Source organism: Pedobacter rhizosphaerae (genome assembly GCF_900111155.1).
GTDB lineage: Bacteria > Bacteroidota > Bacteroidia > Sphingobacteriales > Sphingobacteriaceae > Pedobacter > Pedobacter rhizosphaerae.
Window position 1 is genome coordinate 218,209 of the sequence record NZ_FOGG01000004.1, and the last position, 21,681, is coordinate 239,889.

At 36.9% G+C, this 21,681-nt stretch carries 23 protein-coding genes; 4 read left to right on the forward strand and 19 right to left on the reverse strand.

Going from position 1 to position 21,681, the window contains the following annotated elements; all coding sequences use genetic code 11:
* Positions 1-10: 10 nt before the first annotated feature.
* From BMX11_RS04865 to BMX11_RS04910, 10 genes are all read right to left on the reverse strand, one after another.
* Positions 11-487, reverse strand: a complete 477-nt coding sequence (locus BMX11_RS04865; protein ID WP_090882012.1) for an OsmC family protein — start codon at positions 485-487, stop codon at positions 11-13.
* A 343-nt stretch (positions 488-830) separates the two neighbouring features.
* Complete coding sequence (locus BMX11_RS04870) at positions 831-1,520, reverse strand: energy transducer TonB (protein WP_090882014.1); 690 nt, start codon at positions 1,518-1,520, stop codon at positions 831-833.
* A 198-nt stretch (positions 1,521-1,718) separates the two neighbouring features.
* Entirely contained in the window at positions 1,719-2,042 is a 324-nt protein-coding gene (locus BMX11_RS04875; RefSeq protein WP_245738582.1) for an energy transducer TonB, read from the reverse strand.
* A gap of 102 nt (positions 2,043-2,144) precedes the next feature.
* Positions 2,145-2,756, reverse strand: coding sequence for a TonB-dependent receptor plug domain-containing protein (locus tag BMX11_RS04880; protein WP_090882016.1), 612 nt, complete (start codon positions 2,754-2,756; stop codon positions 2,145-2,147).
* A gap of 45 nt (positions 2,757-2,801) precedes the next feature.
* Positions 2,802-4,757 carry a M56 family metallopeptidase gene (locus BMX11_RS04885; protein ID WP_090882018.1) on the reverse strand — a complete coding sequence of 652 codons (1,956 nt, stop codon included), beginning with the start codon at positions 4,755-4,757 and terminating at the stop codon, positions 2,802-2,804.
* Positions 4,754-5,131, reverse strand: coding sequence for a BlaI/MecI/CopY family transcriptional regulator (locus BMX11_RS04890; RefSeq protein ID WP_090882020.1), 378 nt, complete (start codon positions 5,129-5,131; stop codon positions 4,754-4,756). Before BMX11_RS04890 ends, BMX11_RS04885 begins: the two co-directional genes overlap by 4 nt.
* 140 nt (positions 5,132-5,271) lie before the next feature.
* The gene (locus BMX11_RS04895; RefSeq protein ID WP_090882022.1) at positions 5,272-5,913 is read right to left on the reverse strand and encodes a response regulator transcription factor; all 642 of its coding nucleotides are present in this window, start codon (positions 5,911-5,913) and stop codon (positions 5,272-5,274) included.
* Between the two features lie 3 nt (positions 5,914-5,916).
* On the reverse strand, positions 5,917-6,708 hold the full coding sequence (locus BMX11_RS04900; protein WP_090882024.1) for a sensor histidine kinase: 792 nt from the start codon (positions 6,706-6,708) through the stop codon (positions 5,917-5,919).
* Positions 6,675-7,322: a hypothetical protein gene (locus tag BMX11_RS04905; protein ID WP_090882027.1), complete on the reverse strand. Its 648-nt coding sequence runs from the start codon at positions 7,320-7,322 to the stop codon at positions 6,675-6,677. The genes BMX11_RS04900 and BMX11_RS04905 overlap by 34 nt, the downstream gene beginning before the upstream one ends.
* Positions 7,323-7,325: 3 nt before the next feature.
* Positions 7,326-7,700 carry a Rossmann-fold NAD(P)-binding domain-containing protein gene (locus BMX11_RS04910; RefSeq protein WP_090882029.1) on the reverse strand — a complete coding sequence of 125 codons (375 nt, stop codon included), beginning with the start codon at positions 7,698-7,700 and terminating at the stop codon, positions 7,326-7,328.
* Positions 7,701-7,882: 182 nt separating this feature from the next.
* On the opposite strand from BMX11_RS04910, the gene BMX11_RS04915 reads away from it, so the two are divergent.
* On the forward strand, positions 7,883-8,113 hold the full coding sequence (locus BMX11_RS04915) for a response regulator transcription factor (protein WP_090882030.1): 231 nt from the start codon (positions 7,883-7,885) through the stop codon (positions 8,111-8,113).
* A 105-nt stretch (positions 8,114-8,218) separates the two neighbouring features.
* Here the strand turns inward: BMX11_RS04915 and BMX11_RS04920 are convergent, their stop codons facing one another.
* Genes BMX11_RS04920 through BMX11_RS04930 form a run of 3 tightly spaced genes read right to left on the reverse strand, consistent with a single transcriptional unit; the run spans position 8,219 to position 10,184 of the window.
* Positions 8,219-9,019 (reverse strand): ABC transporter permease, encoded by an 801-nt coding sequence (locus tag BMX11_RS04920; protein ID WP_090882032.1) that lies wholly within the window; start codon positions 9,017-9,019, stop codon positions 8,219-8,221.
* A 1-nt stretch (position 9,020) separates the two neighbouring features.
* Positions 9,021-9,929, reverse strand: a complete 909-nt coding sequence (locus tag BMX11_RS04925) for an ABC transporter ATP-binding protein (protein WP_090882034.1) — start codon at positions 9,927-9,929, stop codon at positions 9,021-9,023.
* 3 nt (positions 9,930-9,932) lie between these two features.
* The gene (locus BMX11_RS04930; RefSeq protein WP_090882036.1) at positions 9,933-10,184 is read right to left on the reverse strand and encodes a hypothetical protein; all 252 of its coding nucleotides are present in this window, start codon (positions 10,182-10,184) and stop codon (positions 9,933-9,935) included.
* 243 nt (positions 10,185-10,427) lie between these two features.
* Here BMX11_RS04930 and BMX11_RS04935 point away from each other — a divergent pair, with 243 nt between their 5' ends.
* Positions 10,428-11,459: a sensor histidine kinase gene (locus tag BMX11_RS04935; RefSeq protein WP_090882038.1), complete on the forward strand. Its 1,032-nt coding sequence runs from the start codon at positions 10,428-10,430 to the stop codon at positions 11,457-11,459.
* Between the two features lie 41 nt (positions 11,460-11,500).
* Positions 11,501-12,250, forward strand: a complete 750-nt coding sequence (locus tag BMX11_RS04940; protein WP_090882146.1) for a LytR/AlgR family response regulator transcription factor — start codon at positions 11,501-11,503, stop codon at positions 12,248-12,250.
* Positions 12,251-12,300: 50 nt separating this feature from the next.
* Here BMX11_RS04940 and BMX11_RS04945 read toward each other — a convergent pair whose 3' ends face one another.
* The 3 genes from BMX11_RS04945 to BMX11_RS04955 form a co-directional block, all read right to left on the reverse strand.
* On the reverse strand, positions 12,301-13,044 hold the full coding sequence (locus tag BMX11_RS04945) for a lysophospholipid acyltransferase family protein (protein WP_090882040.1): 744 nt from the start codon (positions 13,042-13,044) through the stop codon (positions 12,301-12,303).
* A 33-nt stretch (positions 13,045-13,077) separates the two neighbouring features.
* The gene (locus BMX11_RS04950; RefSeq protein WP_090882042.1) at positions 13,078-13,632 is read right to left on the reverse strand and encodes an NUDIX domain-containing protein; all 555 of its coding nucleotides are present in this window, start codon (positions 13,630-13,632) and stop codon (positions 13,078-13,080) included.
* 82 nt (positions 13,633-13,714) lie between these two features.
* On the reverse strand, positions 13,715-16,207 hold the full coding sequence (locus BMX11_RS04955; protein WP_090882044.1) for a TonB-dependent receptor: 2,493 nt from the start codon (positions 16,205-16,207) through the stop codon (positions 13,715-13,717).
* Between the two features lie 259 nt (positions 16,208-16,466).
* Here BMX11_RS04955 and BMX11_RS04960 point away from each other — a divergent pair, with 259 nt between their 5' ends.
* Positions 16,467-17,393, forward strand: a complete 927-nt coding sequence (locus BMX11_RS04960) for a 2-hydroxyacid dehydrogenase (protein ID WP_090882046.1) — start codon at positions 16,467-16,469, stop codon at positions 17,391-17,393.
* Between the two features lie 68 nt (positions 17,394-17,461).
* Here the strand turns inward: BMX11_RS04960 and BMX11_RS04965 are convergent, their stop codons facing one another.
* The 3 genes from BMX11_RS04965 to BMX11_RS04975 form a co-directional block, all read right to left on the reverse strand.
* The gene (locus tag BMX11_RS04965) at positions 17,462-18,232 is read right to left on the reverse strand and encodes a succinate dehydrogenase/fumarate reductase iron-sulfur subunit (RefSeq protein ID WP_090882048.1); all 771 of its coding nucleotides are present in this window, start codon (positions 18,230-18,232) and stop codon (positions 17,462-17,464) included.
* 87 nt (positions 18,233-18,319) lie between these two features.
* Positions 18,320-20,299, reverse strand: a complete 1,980-nt coding sequence (locus BMX11_RS04970) for a fumarate reductase/succinate dehydrogenase flavoprotein subunit (RefSeq protein WP_090882050.1) — start codon at positions 20,297-20,299, stop codon at positions 18,320-18,322.
* A 17-nt stretch (positions 20,300-20,316) separates the two neighbouring features.
* Positions 20,317-21,027, reverse strand: coding sequence for a succinate dehydrogenase cytochrome b subunit (locus BMX11_RS04975; RefSeq protein WP_245738583.1), 711 nt, complete (start codon positions 21,025-21,027; stop codon positions 20,317-20,319).
* Positions 21,028-21,681: the final 654 nt, after the last annotated feature.

Consider the following 21,681-nt stretch of genomic DNA (forward strand, 5'->3'; position numbering starts at 1 on the left):
TTGAAAACTGTTAATTATTTTCAGCACTTGAAACGGCTTGGTGCGTAACAGGAAAATTAAGTGAATTGGCAATAAAACACATTTTATTGGCTTCAGCATGAAGCGATTCGGCCAATGCCAGGTGAGCCTTATCTGCGATTAATACCTGCGGATGAAGCGTTACCTCTTTAAATCTTCCACTTCCATCTGCCAATTCTTCCATCGTGCCTACTGCTTCATCCTTGTAATCAATTACAACAATTTCATTCTTCGAGCAAAGATGTAAATACCACAACATGTGGCAGCTTGATATGGAGGCTAAGAGTAAATCTTCTGGATTATACTTCGATTTATCTCCTAAAAAAGCAGAATCAGAGGAGCCCAAAATATCTGCCTTTCCTTTTACAGAAATAACATAATCTCGATCATAGGAACGGTAATCCATTGTACCTGAGCCTTTATTTCCTGTCCAGGTTACGGTTGTTGAATATAAGTGGTCTTTCGGCATGATATTTTAGTTAGAGTTTGTATAGCCAATTTAAGAAAATAGCTTTAAAATACACAGGTAATTATTTTTTATCCTCTTGATAAATATCTTGCTTTTTATTTATTCAGAAAAGATTCGAAAGTAAATAAACCCAAAAATCGAAACAGTTAAAAAGAAATAATAGCAAATTAAAATTTGCGAATTTGGAAATATTCCTATGTATGCATATCAAAAAATTATGTAATTAAAAATTATATTCTGTAATATTTGCATATACGTTAAAATATTTATATTTTTATTGTTCCGAGACAGGAGAGAAAGCATAAAACCCCGGCTATTTTAGCTGGGGTTTTGTGTTTATGGGTTATTTACCTAAATGGAAGTTAACATTAATATTAAACTTCACCCTTACCAGCCGATTGTCTTGCATACCCGGATTCCATTTCGGCGATGCACTAACTACGCGAATAGCCTCTTCATCTAAACTTTCCATCACCCCCTTCAGCAACTCGACATCTGTTATCGACCCATCACGTTCTATAACAAAAGACAGAAGTACTGTACCCTGCACTTTAGCCCGTTGAGCATCTCTGGGATAACGGATATTGTTGCCTAAATATTTATAAAATGCTTTGAAACCTCCAGGAAACTCTGGCACATGCTCAATAGAAGCGAAATCGTGTACCTTCTTTAACGAATCATTTACTGAACCAGGGATATCTTTAAAAACCGTACTATCTTCTATACCCATTTTAACCAACATATCTTTCATCTGGACATTGTCTGGTGATTTACTTTGGCTCTTGGTGATGATAACCATTATGCCATTCTCATTTTGCACACCAAACCGAACCATTTTTTCCTTATCCTTAATGATTGTTGCATATTCTACCACCTTATCTATGCCGATTAAGGTGTCCCTGTTTTCTTTCAAAATTCTGCCATCAATAATAACAGACATATTTTTAGTTAATTCTGAGAGGGGTTGATCCTGGGCCATTACCACTTGACCAAGTGTTAGAAGAAAGATTAGCGTTAAAAAGATATTCTTCATGATTGTTTAAATTTCATCCAAATATAAAACAATACTATTTAAGCAAAATAGCCCTAACTGTAAAGCTGGGCTATTTAAGATGAGCATGTTGAACTGACAAAATCAGCTTTCGTTATTTTCTATACCTGATCACAACTTAAACTGAACGCCGATGTTGTATCTTACTCTTACAGGCTTACCATCAATTAATCCCGGGTTCTAGGCCGGACTACTTTTGAGCACCCTTATTGCTTCTTCATCTGTGCCGCTCCCTAATTTTCTAATCACTATAATATCTGTTAGGGCTCCATTTTTCTCTACTATAAAACTCAAAAAAACCCTTCCCTCCACATTATTCCGCTTTGCTGGTTCTGGATACTTAATGGCCTTGGCCAAATAGTCATAGAATTTCTTAAAACCACCTGGAAATTCAGGCTGTTTATCTACGCTTACGAAATCATAAACCCTATCCGTATTTTGCGCTTTGGCGATATTCACGCACATAGCAATCCCCATAAGGGCTAAAAAAAACAGCTTTCTCATTACTTTAAAATATTTATTGGTGAATTTCGTGCTATTGAACTAAGGGGTAATTTGAATAAAATTGAGGCGCTGAGATAAATGCAAATATTCCCCTTACCTTTTCTAATTCTTTTTAGAATTCTTGGTTTTTATAATTATTACTCCATTTTTTCCCTTGTCACCATGAAGAGTAACCGCAGAACCATCTTTCAAAACTGAAATACTTTCGATGCTATCCGGACTAATATTCTTAGCTTCATCCTCTGTCATTTCCTTACCATCAATAATATAAAGCGGCTTATTTTTAACATCTGATGAATTCCCAAGACTGAATGTTGCTGTATTCTTATTTTTACCCCGAATGGAAATCCCACTAATATCCCCATGTAATGGCTCATTAGCTTGATATTTTTGACTAATAATTTTATCTATCCCTGATTTAGTAGTCACCAAAATAACGCCATTCTTAGCTGCAAAACCATATGTTGCTACTGCACTACTGTCTTTTAACACAGAAATAGACTTTATATCTTCGGCATCCAAGCCATTCAGCGATGATTCTCCACCCCACAATTGCTTATGGCCATCGATAATAATTAAGGGATTTTGCCGTATTCTCGCTGAATTGTTATTCAATCTAATGAATATTTTTTTCTGTGTCGTGTCTGTTTTTTGCGCATGGCACAGCCCTGCTGTTCCGCTAACGAGTAGCAGAACGGTCATTAATTTTCTCATGATATTTCGATTTTTAAATTTCTGGGTTATATCGAAGGATTGTGGTTAAGATTTTCCATCTAAAAGCGGGGCCTTATCCTTCCTTGCACTTTTTGTAGTTACTATAATTACGCCATCCTTCCCTTTCTGGCCGTACAAACTTATGGCCGATTGATCTTTAAGAACAGAAATGGATTCAATGGCATTTGCATCCAGGGTTTTTAAGATGTCATTATCGACGATCTCTCCATCCAAAACATAAAGGCCTTTAAACGTTTCGTTATTTCCCCTAATTTTTATAGAGCCCATTTGGCCTGTTAAATTTTGAGATTTATTTTTTGGCTCTGCCTCTGTGGGTTTATCCAGATTATTTAGGGCAAAATTAACATTGATATTATAGCGCGAGCGGATGGGTTCTCCTTTCACGATTCCAGGATTCCAATTTGGACTGCTTTCCAAAACTCTGATTGCTTCTTCATCCAGCTCCTTTGAAAGGCCTCTGATAATTCTGATATCGCTTAATTTTCCATCTTTTTCTACCACAAAAGATAAAAATACCTTTCCTTGTACATTGTCTTCTTTAGCTTTTTTGGGGTACCGAATACTTGCGCCCAGGTATTCATAAAATTTTCTGACACCTCCGGGAAATTCTGGTTGCTTATCTATAGACACAAAATCAAATACCTGCTCATTGCTCCCTTCGCCTTTCTGAGTAGTAGGAAAAGATATAATGGTTATCCCAGAAAGATTTTGATAACCCTTAACATCGGCGATCTTCTCATTTTTATACCCTTCTTTTAATCCCGAAAGTTTAAAAGATACTTTAATGGCATATTTACCATCTGCTACCTGATCAAATTTCTTATAAGATAGAATGGTTTTCATTACCTCTTCATCGCAACCATAACCCAAATCTACATTGGCACTTATGCTATTTACTCGCCCATTTTTTAAGGTGAACTTAATTTGCGTATTGCCCTGGAAATTAGCCGCATGGGCTTCTACAGGATACTTAACTGCCCCCCCAACAAAACGATAAAAATCTCTCCACTGCTCCTCTGGCTGTCCTTTAATAGACACCGTTGCTGCTGTTTTTTCAATAAGCTTCTCATTTTCGATGGGCTTAGTTACCATTTCCTGTACCAACTCCATTGGTTTTTCTAAAGGAAGCTGTTCAGAAATGGAGATTAAATTTTCGTTCTTTCTCACTGTCGCAGAAGAAAATACAATCAATATGGCAAAGAGCGGTATAAAAATACCATATTTCATAACTGCTGTCTTTTTAGACCTTTCCTTATGAAGCATGAAGATCCTCTTTTTGATCATTGATTTTCTGAAAAAGCCATTAGCGAGTGAATGAGGAGCAATCCCAAACGATTTGCTCAGCAACAACATCGAATATTCAGCCTTATCCCCCTGAAATGCTGCCGCCTTCTCATCTGCTAAAAACTCATGGATATTCCTGATCGTATGTTTGTATAAATAAATGACTGGATTTAGCCAGGTTACGATCCCTAAAACTTCGAAAAAGAGGATATCCAGACTGTGCCATTGTTTAATATGCGTTTCTTCATGAATGTCAATCACCTCCATTTTAGGTAAATTGCTATCAATCACCTTTTTCTTAAAAAAGGAAAACGCTGAACCAGTTTTAGCCCTTGCGATGAGTCTTTTAACCTTAATTAAATTAAAAACCAACCGACCTAAAAAGAACAATATCCCAGCACAATAAACATAAACGATAAGATTACCCCAGTTTAATCCCGGATTAGGCGTAGTTACAACGCTGGCCTGTGCTAACATAGCTTCCCAGTTAACCGTAGTGTAAACTTGTTGTGCGGCGCGCTGTTCAGTTAGCCATTCCAATCGTATAAATGGAATACAAAGCGATAGAACACCTGCTGAGACTAGATAAATGCGATTGAGCATAAAGTAAGTCTCTTTATCTAATAACAGTTTATAAAAACCGTAGAAAACAATTAGATAAATATTGATCTGTAATAGGTAGTGGGCTAAACTCATTTTGGCGTGTGTTTAATTTTATTGATCATTTTTAAAATCTCATCAACATCACTTAAATCCAACTTCTCTTCTTTTACAAAAAAGGAGAACATACTTTCCACCGAGTTTTCAAAGTAGTTTCCCAGCAGTTTTTCTGTTGCGTGCCTTTTGTATTCCTCCTTACTAATAAGGGGGTAATACTGATGGGCTTTACCAAAAGCCTCATGGCCGATAAAACCTTTTGTTTCTAAAATTCTGATAATGGTTGATACCGTATTATATGCAGGTTTTGGGAGCGGTAATTCATCGATCACATCTTTTACAAATGCTTTTTCCAATTGCCACAGTACCTGCATAATCTGTTCTTCGGCTTTGGTTAAATCTTTAATTTCCATGATATTGATATAATAAGGACAAGCAAAACGTTTTGCTTAAACTAAAGTTAAAACTAATTTCTTAGTTATGCAAATTTTTAAGCAAGTTTTTTCACAGGAAGTCCTCTGATTATCAACTATGGAATAGGAAAGATTAGTCTTTAAATGGTTACCAGATTGTTTTTGATACCATAAACTACGAGTCCGGTACGCGATTTAATATTAAGCTTGGCAAATAAAGATTCACGATAGTTATCAACTGTGCGGGGGCTAACATTCATTTGATCTGCAATTTCCTTATATGTGAGCTCCGTACTGCAATGCTGCAAAAAGCTGAGTTCCCTGGCAGTAAAAATGGGTTTGGCATCGCCATCCTTTAAGGCCACTAAAAGCCTGCCCGAAACCAGTTCGTTAACATAAAAGCCTTTATCCATGATCGCTTTAATCGCAATAAGCAAATCTGAGGGAGTAGATTCTTTAAGCATATACCCTCCGGCACCAGCTTTTAACATCCCTATGATGGCTTTTTCATCTTCCAGCATACTCAATGCAAGTACATTTACATTGGGATATTCTTCTTTAATCCATTTTGTAGCGGCATAGCCATCCATTACAGGCATACTGATATCCATCAATATAAGCTCTACATCGGGATGAGTTTTAATTTTGGTCTGTAAATCAACACCATTTATGGCTTCAAAAACGACCTCTATTTCGTCAAATTCTTCTAAAAGGCTAGCCAGACCAGACCTAAAGAGTGTATGATCATCTACAATAGCAATAGATACAACAGCGTTTTGCATAATTTAAGGATAGGGAATTTCCAGGGAAATTGATGTTCCCTGACCAACAGTCGAATTTAACATTAATTTTCCATTGATCATCTCCATTCTTTTACGAATTGAGCTCAACCCCATTCCTGTATTATTTTTTTTAGCGTTATCATAATCGAAACCCACACCATCTTCGGCAATATTTAAAAACAGCTTGTCATTTTCCAAATAAGCGTTGATCTCAATATGGGTAGCCTGAGCATGCTTAATAATATTATTGATAATTTCCTGCATTAATCGAAGAATAATCAGGTCTTTATCGGGAGAGAAATGCTCCAGCCTGGTGAGTTCATTTTGTACCTTTAACTGAAATACCCCACTTTTACTTAACCAGTTTACTTCCTGCTCTATGGCATAACCAATGCCTTCAGAAACCAACTGCTCTCCATGCAAAAGTTTAGCCAGCTCTCTGAGTTCTTTAATAGACTTATTAACCAAAGAAAGCGAATTCTCTATTTTTTTTGCTGCCTTTTCTGTGTCATTTAAATTAACAGAATTTAAGGTGAGTGTAGTTAAACTTAAAAGCTGTCCTACATTATCATGAAGGTCTGTGGCAATACTTTGCATGGTTTGGTCTTGCACCTCTACTTTTGCCTTAAGCATTTCTGCAGAGAATGTCTCCTGCATAAGTTGTTTTTCTACAAAATGATTTTTCTTGTGCCGGTTATACGATCTGATATATAAGATCAGAAAAACAGGCATCAATAAAAATATTAAAGTAGCTATTGCTACTAAGATTGCAATTTTCGCTGTTTCATTCTGCATATAAAGGAGTATATCCACAAACTATGTAAAATTAAATTGAGTACAATATAAATGAGGTACCTTAAAGGCAACCAGTTTAAAACCTTAAAATTGAACATACCATCGAAAATATTGGCCATGGTACTTCCAAAATAATAGAATAAGACACCAGTTACCCACCAAAATTCGGGATGACTTTTGAGCACGATGAAATGTTCATCGCGCAATAAGAGATAATAATAATAAAGTGCATAAACGGTAAACAGCACCGACATTACATTCACACAAAGAATATTATATTGCTTATATCCGTTAAGGATTACAGAAAGGCCATAACTTCCATAAACAATAATAGTCCCAGCCACTATGATATTTAGGGGATTGATATACTTACGCAAACAATGATACAGACCATAAAGGATAAAGCCTGCTTCTAAAAAGATAAACATATTGAACCACCAAAGGTTGTTGATCTTTTTTGAGTTCAAATAACTGCCATAGCTCTCGAAAAACAAGGCTATGGCAATGTAAAGCATAACAATTTTCCAAAAACTATTTTTATCCCTCGTTAATAGTACTATAGCTGCTGTTAAACTAACAATTTCTATAGAAATGACCGGGCTTGGAAGTTTCATTGCTTAAAGAATAACGCCGTTACAGTTTTCAGGGCAAAGTTCACCCCTGTTTTCGATATCGTCGATATCGTCTTCCTGGCCGCCATCAGTCCCTTCCAATTTTGGATAAGTTGGAACCAATAAAACAGTATTTCTTCCTTCATACGAAGTTGGAACACCTTCCAATTCACCTGGAACATATTGTGCAAAATAAATACGGAGTCCATCTCCACCTTTTTCCTTTAGCTTTTCTGCCATGCGAATAATCTGGTCGGCAGGAAACCAAACCGCCTTAGAATAAGATTTTGGAGTGTATTGGAAGGTTTCCTTGGCATAAGCATCTACCATTTTTTTTGCAACGTCTTCTGGTACGTTTCTTTCATTTTCAGTGTTAATCATGTTGTTTGGTTTTTTGATAAAAGTCGAAAAATATATGGGTATTGACAATAGCATCCAAATTATTTCAATACCGTAAAAACACCTTTTTAATTAGGGCTTTTCAGCCCTTACACACAAAATGTAATCTACTTAGTTTTGTGTATCACAGTTCAAACAAACACATTGTACTAAAAAAATAAGCGATGACAAACAGCATCTTATTACAAGAAAATCAAGTTGCGATAAGTGAAAGAGAAGTTGAGATCGTACACCTATTATCGATGGGGTATAATAGCAAAGAAATTGGTGAAATGTTATTTATCAGTGAGCATACTGTAAATACGCACAGGAGAAACATGGTTAGAAAGCTTGATTTGAAAAACTCTTACCAGTTGATCGTTTGGGCATTTAAAGAAAAAATATTATCCTTTTAGGAAACAAAAATCCACAGATTTAACGCATCTCGTAAAACAAAGCCTGCATTTTGAGCATCTAATCAAAACCGCAGGCTTTTGTATTTACCTCCTTTGGGGATGTTGTTATTTTATACTTTTCTTGCTGACGATAATATATCCGATAATGAAAAGTAAAGTAGCGTAGATTAGGCTGGAAATGATTTCAGACGTAAAAACAGGAAAATCTAATGGGTTCCCGGCTTTTTTTGCCGTTGAAGTGATTCTTAACGCCAGCGTTGGATGACTATATGGTATAAAGTAGGCATATTTCCAACCTACATTTGCAGTGATAATCCCCATAATGACACCAACAAATCCGATTCCCATTGGCTTTAGGAAATCACTCCACAGTAAACTAAAAACAAATTGCAGCGATAATATCCCTAGTGATGACAAAAAGATTTTTGCATAATATTTACACAATATCGGCACCGGGTTATATGCACTGAAATGGTATCGGGGTATTAAAAATTCGAGGAGGTGGCCAAATGCAACAGTTAAGGCTGCAAATAGGAACAAGCAGATAAATATGGTTAATACAGCATATAAATATTTCGCTGCATAAATAGAAAATCTATTTAAAGGTTGTGCAAATAAAGTTTTCCAGGTATCATTTTTATGTTCTATGTTATTGATGGAAAAAGCCATGAAAATTACATAAAATGGCAAAATGAGCATCCCCATTACGCCCAATGCATTTCCACTGTATCTTCCCCATAATGCCATAGGTGGATAATTAAGCTTTAATATTTTTTCAGCATCATGATAGAAACCGAAAGCTATTAAACTGCAAATAATGGCAGGAAGTAGGATTGCAGCCCAAAAAGCTAAGGTTTTCCTCGATTTATAAAACTCTGAAACCATGGAAATGTATAAAGAGCGCATATCAGTTGTTTTTAGTTATTTCTAAAAATAAATCCTCAAGATCCTTTTTCTGCTGATAAAGCGCCGTAACGATAAAACCTTGCTGAATTAATATTGTATTAATTTTACCGCTATCACCTGGCGATGTAAAGGGAACAGAAACCACAGATTCATCATTAGCCAGTACCTCAAAACCATTGCCCCTTAAAAAGGCAGCTGCGCCTGGCCCATCATTTACAACGATCTCTAATATAGGTTTATTAAGCTGTTGAAGTGCTGAAATGGTGCCTTGAAACAATAGACTACCTTTATTGATAATTCCGACGTGGGTGGCTACACGTTCAATTTCGGCCAGCAAATGGCTCGATACTAAAATTGTTTTTTGGTATTTGGTAGCCAACTCTACCATTAAGTTACGAATTTCGATGATTCCGTTTGGATCCAGGCCATTGGTAGGCTCATCTAAAAGTAGTAGTTCAGGATCTGAAATTAAGGCAAGGGCTATTCCTAACCTTTGCTTCATTCCCAGAGAGTATTCCTTCGTTTTTTTATTTGCAGCAGCCGTCAAATCAACAAGCTGTAACATTTCATTGGCCTTAGTTTTCGAAATTCCCAGTAGTATGCACCTGTTAATGAGGTTCTCTTTACCGGTTAAGTGGCCGTAAATAGCTGGTTGTTCCACTAAGGCTCCAACCTTTTTAAGTATCGCAATGCGATTATGATTGATCTCCTTGCCGAAAACAAATACACTATCGGTGGGTGATTTTAATAGATTGAGGAGAATTTTAATGGTGGTGGTTTTACCTGCACCATTAGGGCCTAAAAAACCATAAATACTTCCTTTTGGAACCTGTAGCGATAAGTCTTTTACAACTACCTGATTTCCAAACTTGAAGTTTAGATCTACAGTTTCGATCGCATAGCTACTCATTTGCTATTTGAAAACAGCCGACACTTGCTTAACGATAGATGTTTTAGCTGGTTTTACCACTAGTTCAGCATCATTTTGTGTGTTGTTCACGGTTAAGAATAAAACAAACATTACAAATACTGGTAATAACATTAATAAGAAAGGCGAGGTATTGGCTAATTTTTTCATGACAAGGTTATTTAGTTTTTCGGTAGTTAACAGTACATCTGCGTTTACCGCTTGGTTATTTGATAAGTATGCTGATGTAGTTTTCATTTTGTTTTCGTTTTGATGATTCAAAGAAAGACAAGAAAAACTAGCTGCTAAAATCTATTATACCAAGTGTTCAAGATTATAGATCAACTGGCATTTTGGGCGTTTGTCGATAAATTTTGCCATTTCGCCTGTTCGTAGAAAAAAAATGCCCGTTGGTAGATTGCATGGCCACAAACTTTAAAACTTTATTTATTTTGGATGCATCAAAGATTATACTGTTATAATCTCAATTTTGATCATTGTATGAATAAAAGTAAAGGACCTATAGTATTGCATTCTGTTTTTTGGTGTTTGATTGTTCTTTTCCTAATCATCATTACTGTATTTGAAAAAGAACCTCATACCATGAAAGACTATCTTCTTTCTTATGGGCTCTTTGGGATATTAAACGTATCTATATTTTATATTAATTATATCATCTTAATTCCTGCACTGATCAAAAAAAGGAAGAAATACTGGCTGTATTTGTTTTGCTTTTTATTATTGATGGTAGCAACCAGTTTCGTTAAAACCATTATTGCAGTATTAAACCCTACCGAATTACTCCACTACACCATGAATGGTAAAGTAGAGGAGGTATCTGTAAATAACTTTTTCTTTACGCGCTTTTTTGTCATTGGCTTTTTCCTGGTATCAAGCTGCATCATTAAGTTTACTTTAGATTGGTTTTCGAATGAGCGTATCCAGCGGAATTTAGAAAGTGAGCGCAGGGAAATGGAACTTCAGTTTTTAAAATCTCAGCTCAACCCCCACTTTTTATTCAACTCTTTGAATAATATTTATTCTTTGGCTTACCAAAAATCAGATAAAACGGCTGATGCCATTATGAAGCTTTCGGAAATTATGCGCTACATGATTTATGAAAGCAATACCCCAACGGTTGCCCTGAGCAAAGAAGTAGATTACTTAACCAGCTATATTGAGCTTCAAAAAATACGTTTTAAAGATGGTGCATATATTGAGCTTACGCTGAATGGAGAGATTGATAACCAACAGATAGTACCGCTAATGCTTATTTCCTTTGTAGAAAATGCTTTTAAACATGGCGTGGTTACAGATCCGACTGACCCGGTTAAAATCAATATTATTGCCAACCAGAAAATATTGCACTTTAGTGTAGTAAACAAGAAGAATCAGCAGAATAAAGATGCTCAGGGAGGTGTTGGACTAACCAATGTGGAGCGAAGATTACAGTTGGTTTACCCAGAAAGATATAAATTAAATGTTGTAAATTCGTCTACGCATTACACCTGTGAACTGATGATTGATATTTAAATTTGTTTAATGTTGATCAACTTATAGAACCCTATTCCAAAATGAACCTAAACTGCATTGTTGTTGATGATGAGCCTTTAGCGCTCGATATTTTACAAGATTATATTTCTAAAGTACCTTTTTTAACGCTTGTAAAACGATGTGAGAATCCCATCGAAGCTTTGCAAATCGTTCAGGCCGGAGGGATAGACCTGGTATTTTTAGATATCCAGATGCCCGAACTAACCGGAATACAGTTCTTAAAAATTGCAGGAAATAAGTGTCACTTTATTTTAACTACTGCTTATCCTCAATATGCATTGGAAAGCTATGACCTTAATGTTTCAGATTACTTACTCAAGCCAATTGCTTTTGATCGTTTCTATAAAGCCGTAGAAAAAGTACATAATCAATTTAAACCTGTTGAAGCTCCTGTAAGTGTTGCTCAACCGATTATCACACCAGCCCCGTTTTCAGCGCCAGGCAATCCGGTTCAGGACTTTATCTTCGTTAAAACAGAACACAAGATCCAGAAAATTTATCTTCATGATATCTTGTACATTGAAGGATTAAAAGATTACATCTCTATTTTTACAAAAGACGAGCGTGTAATTACCTTACAAAGTATGAAGAAAATGGAAGAGGCCTTGCCTGCCAGTCAGTTTATCAGGGTACACAAATCTTATATTGTGGCTATAGATAAAATTGAAAGTATTGAACGCAGTAGAATAACCATTTCGAATAAAATTATCCCTGTTGGCGATACCTACCGTGATGAATTCTTCAAAGTGATTGGAAATAAAAACATCTAGGTTGGGTAATTCTTTTGGCCAACCTTTTTAGCTCGTACAAAATTAGTGTATTAACTCAATGGTTGGTGTAAAAGCTTTCTGATTTCGTTTTCCGCTTCAATTGTAATTTCATTCGGTGTTTTTCCTTCCGACTCGATTGGCTTTAACACGGTCCATTTTATCGCATTTCCCGTTGACAAGGGAAACATACCAAAACGCACAATTTTCCATGAATTTTCAATAGCTACAGGAACCACTAATGCATTAGGTACAGATTTCAAAAGCGTCGCTATGCCACCAAACTGGAAAGTTTTAACCTTCCCGTCTTTGGCTCTTGTACCCTCCGGAAAAATTACCGTACTCCAATTATTGTCTTTCATTCGCCTGCCCAGTTTAATGATTTCCATAATGGCTTGCTTATTATCTTTTCTATCAATATTGGCACCGCCACCCAATCTCAAATTAATCGAGATAGACGGGATCCCTTTAGTGAGTTCTATTTTAGATATAAACTTGGCATGATGCTTCCTTAAAAACCAGATCAATGCAGGAATATCGTACATGCTCTGGTGATTAGCCGCAAATATAATCGGGCGATCTGTAGGCAGATTATAACTGTTTTTAAATGAAATTGAATTGAATAAAAACAGCTGGCAGTACGTTAAAAAGAAGTTAAGGATATCTACAGAAAGCTTATGCGCTTTATAGCCAAAAAAACGGTGACACAGCCATTGAATAGGGTGAAAAATAACCAGCATTAAGCCAAAAAAGAAATAAAAAACAGGGCTTAGCAGGTATCCGAAAAACTTACTCATGAGGTTATTATTTTTAGGCGACAAAGATAAGCATTACAATTCTCCGTTTAAAATCATGATTTTCGCTTTTAAAATAGCCGCCACACTCATCGAATCGGTGATTTCGCCTTTAATAACCATTTCATATGCTGCCTCAAAGGAAAGCTTTTTTATTTCCAGCTGCTCTGTTTCTTCGGGCATAGGAATGCCTTGTATTAAATTTTTGGCTACATATATAATGGAAAGTTCATCACTAACAGAGTTAGACAAGTGCATGCGTTGAATTTCTACCCAGGTTTGGGCGCTCATACCTGTTTCTTCCAGGAGCTCTCTTCTTGCGCTATCTAAAGGCGCTTCATTTAAAGGGCCACCACCTTCAGGGATTTCCCAGCTATAGGCTTTTAAAGGATAACGGTATTGCCCTACGAGCCAGGTGTTATATTCTTCGTCTAAGGGTAAAATCCCTATGGCATAATTTTTAAAATGCACTTCACCATAAATCCCCTTTCCCCCAGAGGGATTAATCACCTGATGTTCTGTTAATCTGATCCAGTTATTGTCGTATTTTGTCTCACTTTCGAGTGTTTGCCAGGGATTTTCTTCTTTCATCATGCAATATACTAATGAAATTCAATTCTTATCGGAATAGTACCTAAGCAAAAAAGGCGCTTAATTAAGCGCCTCATGTTGATTAAAATGAACCTTCATCCGGACGATTGTCCTGCTGATCATCTTTCTTTTTCTTATTTAAGCTAAACGTACTTTTTCCGAAGCGGTAAGAGAAAGTGAGGTTACCCATTGTTCCCTGCATTCTTCTGGAAAAATCGATTGTACTTGAGGCATCATCAGTAGTCATACTCCATCTACGCGTATTGAAAACATCTCTAACGTTGAAACTAAGAGATGCCTTTTTATTTGGAAAGTCATATTTAGCACCACCATCTATCCCGTACATCGGGTTTCTTCTGCCTTGAGCCATAACTTCTCTTGCACGGTATTCTCCACGCATTTGCAGGGATAAATTTTTAGCAACAGTCAAATTAGCCGTAATGTTTCCATTCCAGCTAAAACCGCTTCTCGGATCAATGTTATACCTGGTATCACCAGCAAATTTTTGCTGATAAACGTTTAAGTTCGCGGTAAAGTTTAATGGTTTAATTAAATCGAATTTACTAATTAACTCTAAACCGCTGTTATACTGATGCGATAAGTTTTGAGGGGTTGAAGTAATGATCCCATCCTCACCTGTTACCCTGATGCGCTGGATAACATCGTTGGTTTGACGGAAATATAAACTGGAAGTAAGGGTAACCTTTTTCCAGTATTTACTGTACCCCAATTCAAATGAGTGTACATCTTCCGGGTATAGATTTGGATTACCTGCTCTATAATTGAAAGGCTCAGATACATCCAAAAATGGGTTAGTATCCCATGGGCGCGGGCGATTAACGCGACGGGTATAACTTAACTGGAGTTGATTATCGCCCTTAAATTTCTGCGTTAAAAATATACTTGGATACAATCTTTTGTAATGAATATTTCCTTCACTAGAAACCAGTGTGTTAATATTATATCCCTCCAGGTAAGTATCCAATCGCGCATCCTCAGCACGTAAGCCAATTTGGTAGCCAAAATCATTTATTTGATTAGAATAATTGGCATACAAAGCGTGAACCTGGTCTTTACTATTAAAATCGTTAATTAATTTGTTATTTCTAACTACAATATCCGTATTGGTTAAAACTGAATCTGCATATTGGTTATTATCCCCTAAACGGATCTGACTGCGATATCCTGCTTCCACTTTGCCCGTTTTGCCTAATGGTAAGGTATAATCAGCCTGTATGTTGTAGTTGGTGTTATTACCTCTATTGAAAATACGATTTAGACTCGGGTTAATGTTAACGGGTGTTCCATTCTGGTTGGTAATTGTGGTATTATAAGTTTGGTCGTTATCGTTGTTACCATGTGAATAACCAAAATTAAAGGTTAATTCTTCCTTTGGTTTGTTAAACTTCAGACTATAATCCAAATTCAGATCGTAGCTATTTCCGCTTCCTTTGTTGTTGTTATCTCTATTGCTTAACAAAACAGGATTGCGGCTTTTCCCCAATTGCTGAATATCCAGGAATTCATTTCTATCATTTTCTCTGGAATTAAAACCACCCGATAAGCTAATTACACTTTTTGGTGTGATGTAATAATCTAAACCTGCTTTAGCATTATGGCCTTTATCTAAAGAATTTGATACTGTATTTTGATTGGCAAAATAAGTAGAGCGTGTAGCCGGAACATTTTTGTAAGCTATGTCCTGGAAACCACCACCCAAACGGTTTCCGTAGCGATAGCTGTAGTTTCCATAAAGGTTAACTTTACTATTTTGAAAGCTAAGGTTTGTATTTCCGTTGTAGTTATCACGGTTTCCGGCGGTTAAGGCTACAGATCCATTAAATCCAAGCTTAGAATTTTTCTTTAAAACGATATTGATAATACCCGATTGCCCCTCAGCATCATATTTTGAAGAAGGATTTGTAATAACTTCTACGCTTTCAATGGAACTGGCAGGGATTGACTGAAGAATTTGGGCAACATTTCCTCCAGCAATTAAAGATGGTTTGCCATCAATGAGCACCCGTACACCCGATGATCCACGTAAGCTAACATTACCATCCATATCAGTTGAAACTGAAGGAACGTTTTGTAACAGGTCGCTTGCTGAACCACCTTCACTGATAACACTTTGATCTACAGCGAAAATCTTTTTATCAATGCCCATCTGCATCCCTGATTTTTGCCCCGTTACTGTAATTTCACTCAGTACATTTCCCTTAGAAGGATTCATTTTAATATCGCCAAAATTAAGTGTTCCGGTGCTCGCGGTTATGGCTATATTATCGCGCACCATGGTTTGATAACCCACAAAACTAATTTTAAAGGTAAATTTCCCAATTGGTAGATCGGCCATGGTAAACGCACCATTCATATCAGTTTGGGCAATTTTAACATTTTTGGCTGTTGCTTTATCAATTAAAATGGCAGTGGCAAAAGGAATGGTTTCTTGTGTGGCAGCATCTTTTAAAACGCCTGTTATTTTCGCCTTCCCTCCAGATTGCGCAAATAAGCTTAAAGAAATGATTAAAAATAGAAAGGTTGTAAGTATGGTTTTCGTTCGAAATATTCTCATCTAATAATTAAAGTTTTGTATGTTTTGTAAAGGGAGACAAAGTAACGGCAAGGAAGTTTAAAAAAAGTGCCGTAACTATTTTATTACAGCTATTTCAGCGTAATATTTTTGATGGCTTTTAAGCGCGCAATTGGCAAATGAATTCATCTGAAAGGGCTTAATTAACAACTTATTAACATCACGTATCCCATGGTCAATAGAAAAACATTTTTTGGGGATGAGGGTTTTAAAACCACTGGATTGTTACTTTTGTTCTATCATGAAAAAAATATTAATCGTTGATGATTTACATCCTGTTTTTAAGGAGCAGGCCATAGCCATGGGTTACCATGTTGATGATGAACCCCAAATTACCCGTCAGCAAACCATGGAGCGGATTAAAGATTACCAGGGGATTGCGGTAAGAACAAAATTCCGAATTGACCAGGAGCTTTTTGATGCCGCACCGAACCTACAGTTTGTTGCCAGAGCAGGAGCCGGATTAGATAATATTGATGATAAGGTTGCCTTTGAAAGAAATATCCAACTCATTAATGCACCAGAAGGGAACTGTGATGCCGTTGGAGAGCATGCCACAGGAATGCTGCTTTCTTTGATGAACAACTTTCGTAGAGCAGATATGGAGATCAGGGATGGTATTTGGGACCGTGAAGGTAACCGAGGCTATGAATTAAAGTGCAAAACAGTTGGAATTATTGGCTACGGTTTTATGGGCCAGAGTTTCGCTAAAAAACTGGCGGGTTTTGAAGTTGAGGTAATTGCCTATGACAAGTACAAAACCGGCTTCTCTGATGCCTATGTACGTGAAGTGAGTATGGAAGAAATTGTTAAACACAGTGATGTTTTGAGTCTGCATGTACCACTAACTACAGAAACACGACAAATGGTTAATGATGAATACTTCTTTCATTTTAAGAAACCTATATTTTTCATCAATACTGCACGTGGAGAAATTGTAGACACCGCTGCCCTGCTCAAAAATATAGCCTCAGGTAAAATCATAGGCGCAGGCTTGGATGTTCTTCAAACAGAGAAGTTTCCAGCTTTAGCCGAGCAACCCTGGTATAACGCGTTAAAAGCGGATAAGAAGGTGATATTAACGCCACATGTAGGTGGTTGGACTTTCGATTCTTATCGTAAAATATCAGAGGTATTAGCCGAAAAGCTTAGAAACTTAAGCCTTTAGATATAAAAAAAGCCTCCACAAGGTGGAGGCTTAAGAATTCCGAAAACATCGGAACGCACAGTATATTTTTAAATTGTTTCTTCTGAAATGAATTTTGCTGAGGCAAAATCGCGGTTCATGCGTGCAATATTCTCTAAAGAAATTCCTTTAGGACATTCTGCCTCACAAGCACCAGTATTGGTACAGTTACCAAAACCTTCAGCATCCATTTGAGCTACCATGCTTTGTACACGACGATAACGCTCTGGCTGTCCCTGAGGTAACAATGCCAATTGTGAAATCTTTGCAGAAACGAAAAGCATTGCCGAAGCGTTTTTACAAGTTGCCACACAAGCACCACAACCAATACAAGCAGCAGCTTCGAAAGCAGCGTCAGCCTGCATTTTAGGGATAGGTAAGTTGTTTGCATCCTGAGCATTACCTGTATTCACAGAGATAAATCCACCTGCAGCAATCACCCTGTCAAATGCAGAACGATCTACAGTTAAATCCTTTACTACCGGAAATGCCGCCGCTCTCCATGGCTCTACAACGATAGTATCACCATCTTTGAATGAACGCATGTGTAGCTGGCAAGTAGTTACCAAATCTTTTGGTCCGTGAGGACGGCCATTGATAAACATCGAACACATTCCGCAAATACCTTCGCGACAATCGTGATCAAATACAATCGGCTCATCACCCTTATTAATTAATTGTTCGTTTAATACATCGAACATCTCTAAGAAAGACATATCCGGTGAAATATCGGCCAATTTATAATCTACCAAAGCACCTTTGGTTTTGTTATTTTTTTGACGCCAAACTTTTAGCGTTAAGTTCATATTTCCTGTACTCATGATATTGAGATTTAAGTATCAAGTAGCGAGAATCAAGTATCAAGTGAAATTTTTCGAGTCTTGATACCTGATACTAACGTCTTGCTACTATTTATAACTTCTTTGTGCTACTTTAATATTTTCAAACTTCAATTCTTCCTTGTGTAGTTCGAAGTTTACGCCTTCTTTAAATTCCCAGGCGGCTACATAAGCGTAGTTTACATCATCACGTAAAGCTTCACCTTCTTCTGTTTGATACTCTTCACGGAAGTGACCTCCACAACTTTCGTTACGGTTTAAAGCATCAATACACATTAACTCACCAAGTTCAATAAAATCAGCTACACGACCAGCTTTTTCCAGTTCGGTATTTAATTCATCTGCTGTTCCAGGTACACGAACATCTTTCCAGAATTCTGCACGTAATGCTCTGATTTCCTGAATGGCTTCATTTAAACCTTTTTCATTACGAGCCATACCACATTTCTCCCACATGATGTGGCCTAAACGTTTATGGAAATGATCTACTGATTTTGTTCCTTTAATATTGATTAAAGTATCTAAAATTCCTTTCGCTCTTGCTTCCGCTTCTACGAATGCAGGGTGATCTGTAGGAATTGCCTTTACTGAAATTTCTTTTGATAAGTAAGCTCCGATGGTGTAAGGAAGAACAAAATATCCGTCAGCTAAACCTTGCATCAAAGCAGATGCACCTAAACGGTTAGCACCATGATCTGAGAAGTTAGCCTCACCAGTACAATATAAACCCGGTACCGAAGTCATGAGGTTATAATCTACCCACAGACCGCCCATTGTATAGTGAACTGCCGGATAAATACGCATTGGTGTTTCATAAGGATCTTCTCCTGTAATCTGCGCATACATATCGAACAGGTTACCATATTTCTCCTTAATTACTGCAGTACCTAAACGCATGCAGGTTTCCTTATCAGGGTTGTGGTTACCCGCTTTTGCAGCTTCAATACGGCCATAACGCTCTGTATTGGCTTTAAAATCCAGGTAAACCGCCAATTTAGAAGCTCCTACACCATAACCAGCATCACAACGCTCTTTAGCAGCACGAGAGGCCACATCACGAGGTACAAGGTTACCGAAAGCAGGGTAACGACGTTCTAAATAATAATCTCTTTCATCCTCAGGAATTTCTGAAGCCTTACGGTTATCATCTTTCTTTTTAGGAACCCAGATACGTCCATCGTTACGTAACGACTCAGACATTAAGGTCAATTTAGATTGATGATCGCCAGAAACCGGAATACAAGTAGGGTGAATTTGAGTATAGCAAGGGTTTGCAAAGTAAGCACCTTGTTTGTGTGCTTTCCACGCTGCTGTAACGTTACTTCCCATTGCGTTGGTAGACAGATAAAATACGTTACCGTAACCACCTGTTCCTAAAACCACTGCATGACCGAAATGACGCTCAATTTCTCCGGTAATTAAGTTACGGGCAATGATACCACGAGCCTTACCGTCGATTTTAACAACCTCAAGCATTTCATGGCGGGTATACATTTCTACTTTACCCATACCAATCTGGCGTTCTAAAGCAGAGTATGCACCTAATAATAACTGCTGACCAGTTTGACCTGCAGCATAAAAAGTACGTTGAACTTGTGTACCACCGAATGAACGGTTATCTAACAAGCCTCCATATTCACGTGCCAAAGGAACTCCCTGAGCTACGCATTGATCAATAATATTGGCACTTACTTCTGCTAAACGATGCACGTTGGCTTCGCGGGCACGGTAGTCACCACCTTTAATGGTATCATAGAAAAGACGGTAAACACTGTCACCATCATTTTGATAATTCTTTGCTGCATTGATACCACCCTGAGCAGCGATGGAGTGTGCTCTGCGTGGTGAATCCTGAAAACAAAAACATTTCACTTTGTAACCCATTTCGGCCAAAGTTGCTGCTGCCGAAGCACCTGCTAAACCTGAACCTACAATAATTACTTCAATTGTTCTTTTGTTCGATGGGTTAACCAAAGGCACAGAAGACTTATATTTAGTCCATTTACTGGTTAATTCGCCTTCCGGAATATTTGAATTAATATCTGACATATCTTTTGTGCTAAAAATTAATGAATTAAACCTGCATACACTGCGATTGGCATAGCTGCAAAAAGCAACGATATTAGGATAGAGTACCAAACACCAACGCTTTTAATGATTCCGTTGTATTTGCTATGGTTCCAGCCTAAAGTTTGGAATGCAGAAGCAAAACCATGTAATAGGTGATAGCAAAGCGAGATCATGGCCAATGTATAAAGGATTACGATCCAGATATTCTGGAAAGTTAGCGCCATTACTGCGTATAAATCTTCATGTCCATTCGCATCAACAGTTGGGATACCCGTAAAACGAGATACTACCCAAAAGTTTGATAAGTGAACGATTAGAAAAATTAACAATAAAGTACCCAATAAGCCCATCGAACGGCTATACCATTTACTATTTGCCTCACCTGCGTTAACAGCATATTTAACCGGACGAGCCTTCTGATTTTGAAGCGTTAACCTCAAAGCCTGAAAAATGTGTGCAAGCAAGCCCACAAACAGCACAATTTCTCCAGCCCGGATAATCCAGTTTGAAGCCATAAAATGTGCGCCAATGTTAAACGTTAAGCCACCGTCGTTAAAAAATATTAACGCATTAATAAAACAGTGAACAATTAAAAAAAGTACCAGGAATAAACCTGTAATACCCATGATGAATTTCTTCCCTATTGAAGAAGAAAATGCATTACCGAAACCACTCATTTGATTAGGATTTATATCTATTTTCTGCAAAAGTATTTAATTATGACTTTAATTTATAAACGATTATGACAAAACAACGATAAACTATTTATTTAGAAACATTCTAAGATAATTACAGCTGTTTTATATGATATCTACCATAAAATTTGGAAGATTTATACTTGAGATTGATTTTAGGACATTTTTTTACCTTAAAATTCATTAAACGTTTTAGTAAAAATTAGGTTGAAATGAAATTAAGCTTTGGTTAAAATTCAATCAAATATCTTGATGACAGTGATTAAATCAATCTAAACATTAAGAAGTTAAGATTAGTTAAGAAGGCATTCAAAACACCTGGCTTTTCTTAAGCCTTAATGTTAATTACCCAACCAATCTAATACTAAGAAGTGGAGGTCAGTTTAGAAAAAAATCTAAACATTAAGAAGTTAAGATAAGTTAAGAAGACAATGAAAACACCTGGCTTTTCTTAATGACTTAATGTTAGTTATGACAGTGATTAAATCAATCTAAACATTAAGAAGTTAAGGTTAGTTAAGAAATCAATGAAAAATAACTTAACTTTTCTTAGCCATAATATTATTACCAAATCAATTTAACACTAAGAAGTGGAGGTCAGTTTAGAAAAAAATCTAAACATTAAGAAGTTAAGGGTAGTTAAGAAATCAATTAAAACACCTTAAC

Excerpts from the sequence above, each read along its gene's own strand:
- BMX11_RS04865 (WP_090882012.1), bottom strand. The coding sequence starts at position 487 with ATGCCGAAAGACCACTTATATTCAACAACCGTAACCTGGACAGGAAAT.
- BMX11_RS04870 (WP_090882014.1), bottom strand. The coding sequence starts at position 1,520 with ATGAAGAATATCTTTTTAACGCTAATCTTTCTTCTAACACTTGGTCAA.
- BMX11_RS04875 (WP_245738582.1), bottom strand. The coding sequence starts at position 2,042 with ATGAGAAAGCTGTTTTTTTTAGCCCTTATGGGGATTGCTATGTGCGTG.
- BMX11_RS04880 (WP_090882016.1), bottom strand. The coding sequence starts at position 2,756 with ATGAGAAAATTAATGACCGTTCTGCTACTCGTTAGCGGAACAGCAGGG.
- BMX11_RS04885 (WP_090882018.1), bottom strand. The coding sequence starts at position 4,757 with ATGAGTTTAGCCCACTACCTATTACAGATCAATATTTATCTAATTGTT.
- BMX11_RS04890 (WP_090882020.1), bottom strand. The coding sequence starts at position 5,131 with ATGGAAATTAAAGATTTAACCAAAGCCGAAGAACAGATTATGCAGGTA.
- BMX11_RS04895 (WP_090882022.1), bottom strand. The coding sequence starts at position 5,913 with ATGCAAAACGCTGTTGTATCTATTGCTATTGTAGATGATCATACACTC.
- BMX11_RS04900 (WP_090882024.1), bottom strand. The coding sequence starts at position 6,708 with ATGCAGAATGAAACAGCGAAAATTGCAATCTTAGTAGCAATAGCTACT.
- BMX11_RS04905 (WP_090882027.1), bottom strand. The coding sequence starts at position 7,322 with ATGAAACTTCCAAGCCCGGTCATTTCTATAGAAATTGTTAGTTTAACA.
- BMX11_RS04910 (WP_090882029.1), bottom strand. The coding sequence starts at position 7,700 with ATGATTAACACTGAAAATGAAAGAAACGTACCAGAAGACGTTGCAAAA.
- BMX11_RS04915 (WP_090882030.1), top strand. The coding sequence starts at position 7,883 with ATGACAAACAGCATCTTATTACAAGAAAATCAAGTTGCGATAAGTGAA.
- BMX11_RS04920 (WP_090882032.1), bottom strand. The coding sequence starts at position 9,019 with ATGCGCTCTTTATACATTTCCATGGTTTCAGAGTTTTATAAATCGAGG.
- BMX11_RS04925 (WP_090882034.1), bottom strand. The coding sequence starts at position 9,929 with ATGAGTAGCTATGCGATCGAAACTGTAGATCTAAACTTCAAGTTTGGA.
- BMX11_RS04930 (WP_090882036.1), bottom strand. The coding sequence starts at position 10,184 with ATGAAAACTACATCAGCATACTTATCAAATAACCAAGCGGTAAACGCA.
- BMX11_RS04935 (WP_090882038.1), top strand. The coding sequence starts at position 10,428 with ATGAATAAAAGTAAAGGACCTATAGTATTGCATTCTGTTTTTTGGTGT.
- BMX11_RS04940 (WP_090882146.1), top strand. The coding sequence starts at position 11,501 with ATGAACCTAAACTGCATTGTTGTTGATGATGAGCCTTTAGCGCTCGAT.
- BMX11_RS04945 (WP_090882040.1), bottom strand. The coding sequence starts at position 13,044 with ATGAGTAAGTTTTTCGGATACCTGCTAAGCCCTGTTTTTTATTTCTTT.
- BMX11_RS04950 (WP_090882042.1), bottom strand. The coding sequence starts at position 13,632 with ATGAAAGAAGAAAATCCCTGGCAAACACTCGAAAGTGAGACAAAATAC.
- BMX11_RS04955 (WP_090882044.1), bottom strand. The coding sequence starts at position 16,207 with ATGAGAATATTTCGAACGAAAACCATACTTACAACCTTTCTATTTTTA.
- BMX11_RS04960 (WP_090882046.1), top strand. The coding sequence starts at position 16,467 with ATGAAAAAAATATTAATCGTTGATGATTTACATCCTGTTTTTAAGGAG.
- BMX11_RS04965 (WP_090882048.1), bottom strand. The coding sequence starts at position 18,232 with ATGAGTACAGGAAATATGAACTTAACGCTAAAAGTTTGGCGTCAAAAA.
- BMX11_RS04970 (WP_090882050.1), bottom strand. The coding sequence starts at position 20,299 with ATGTCAGATATTAATTCAAATATTCCGGAAGGCGAATTAACCAGTAAA.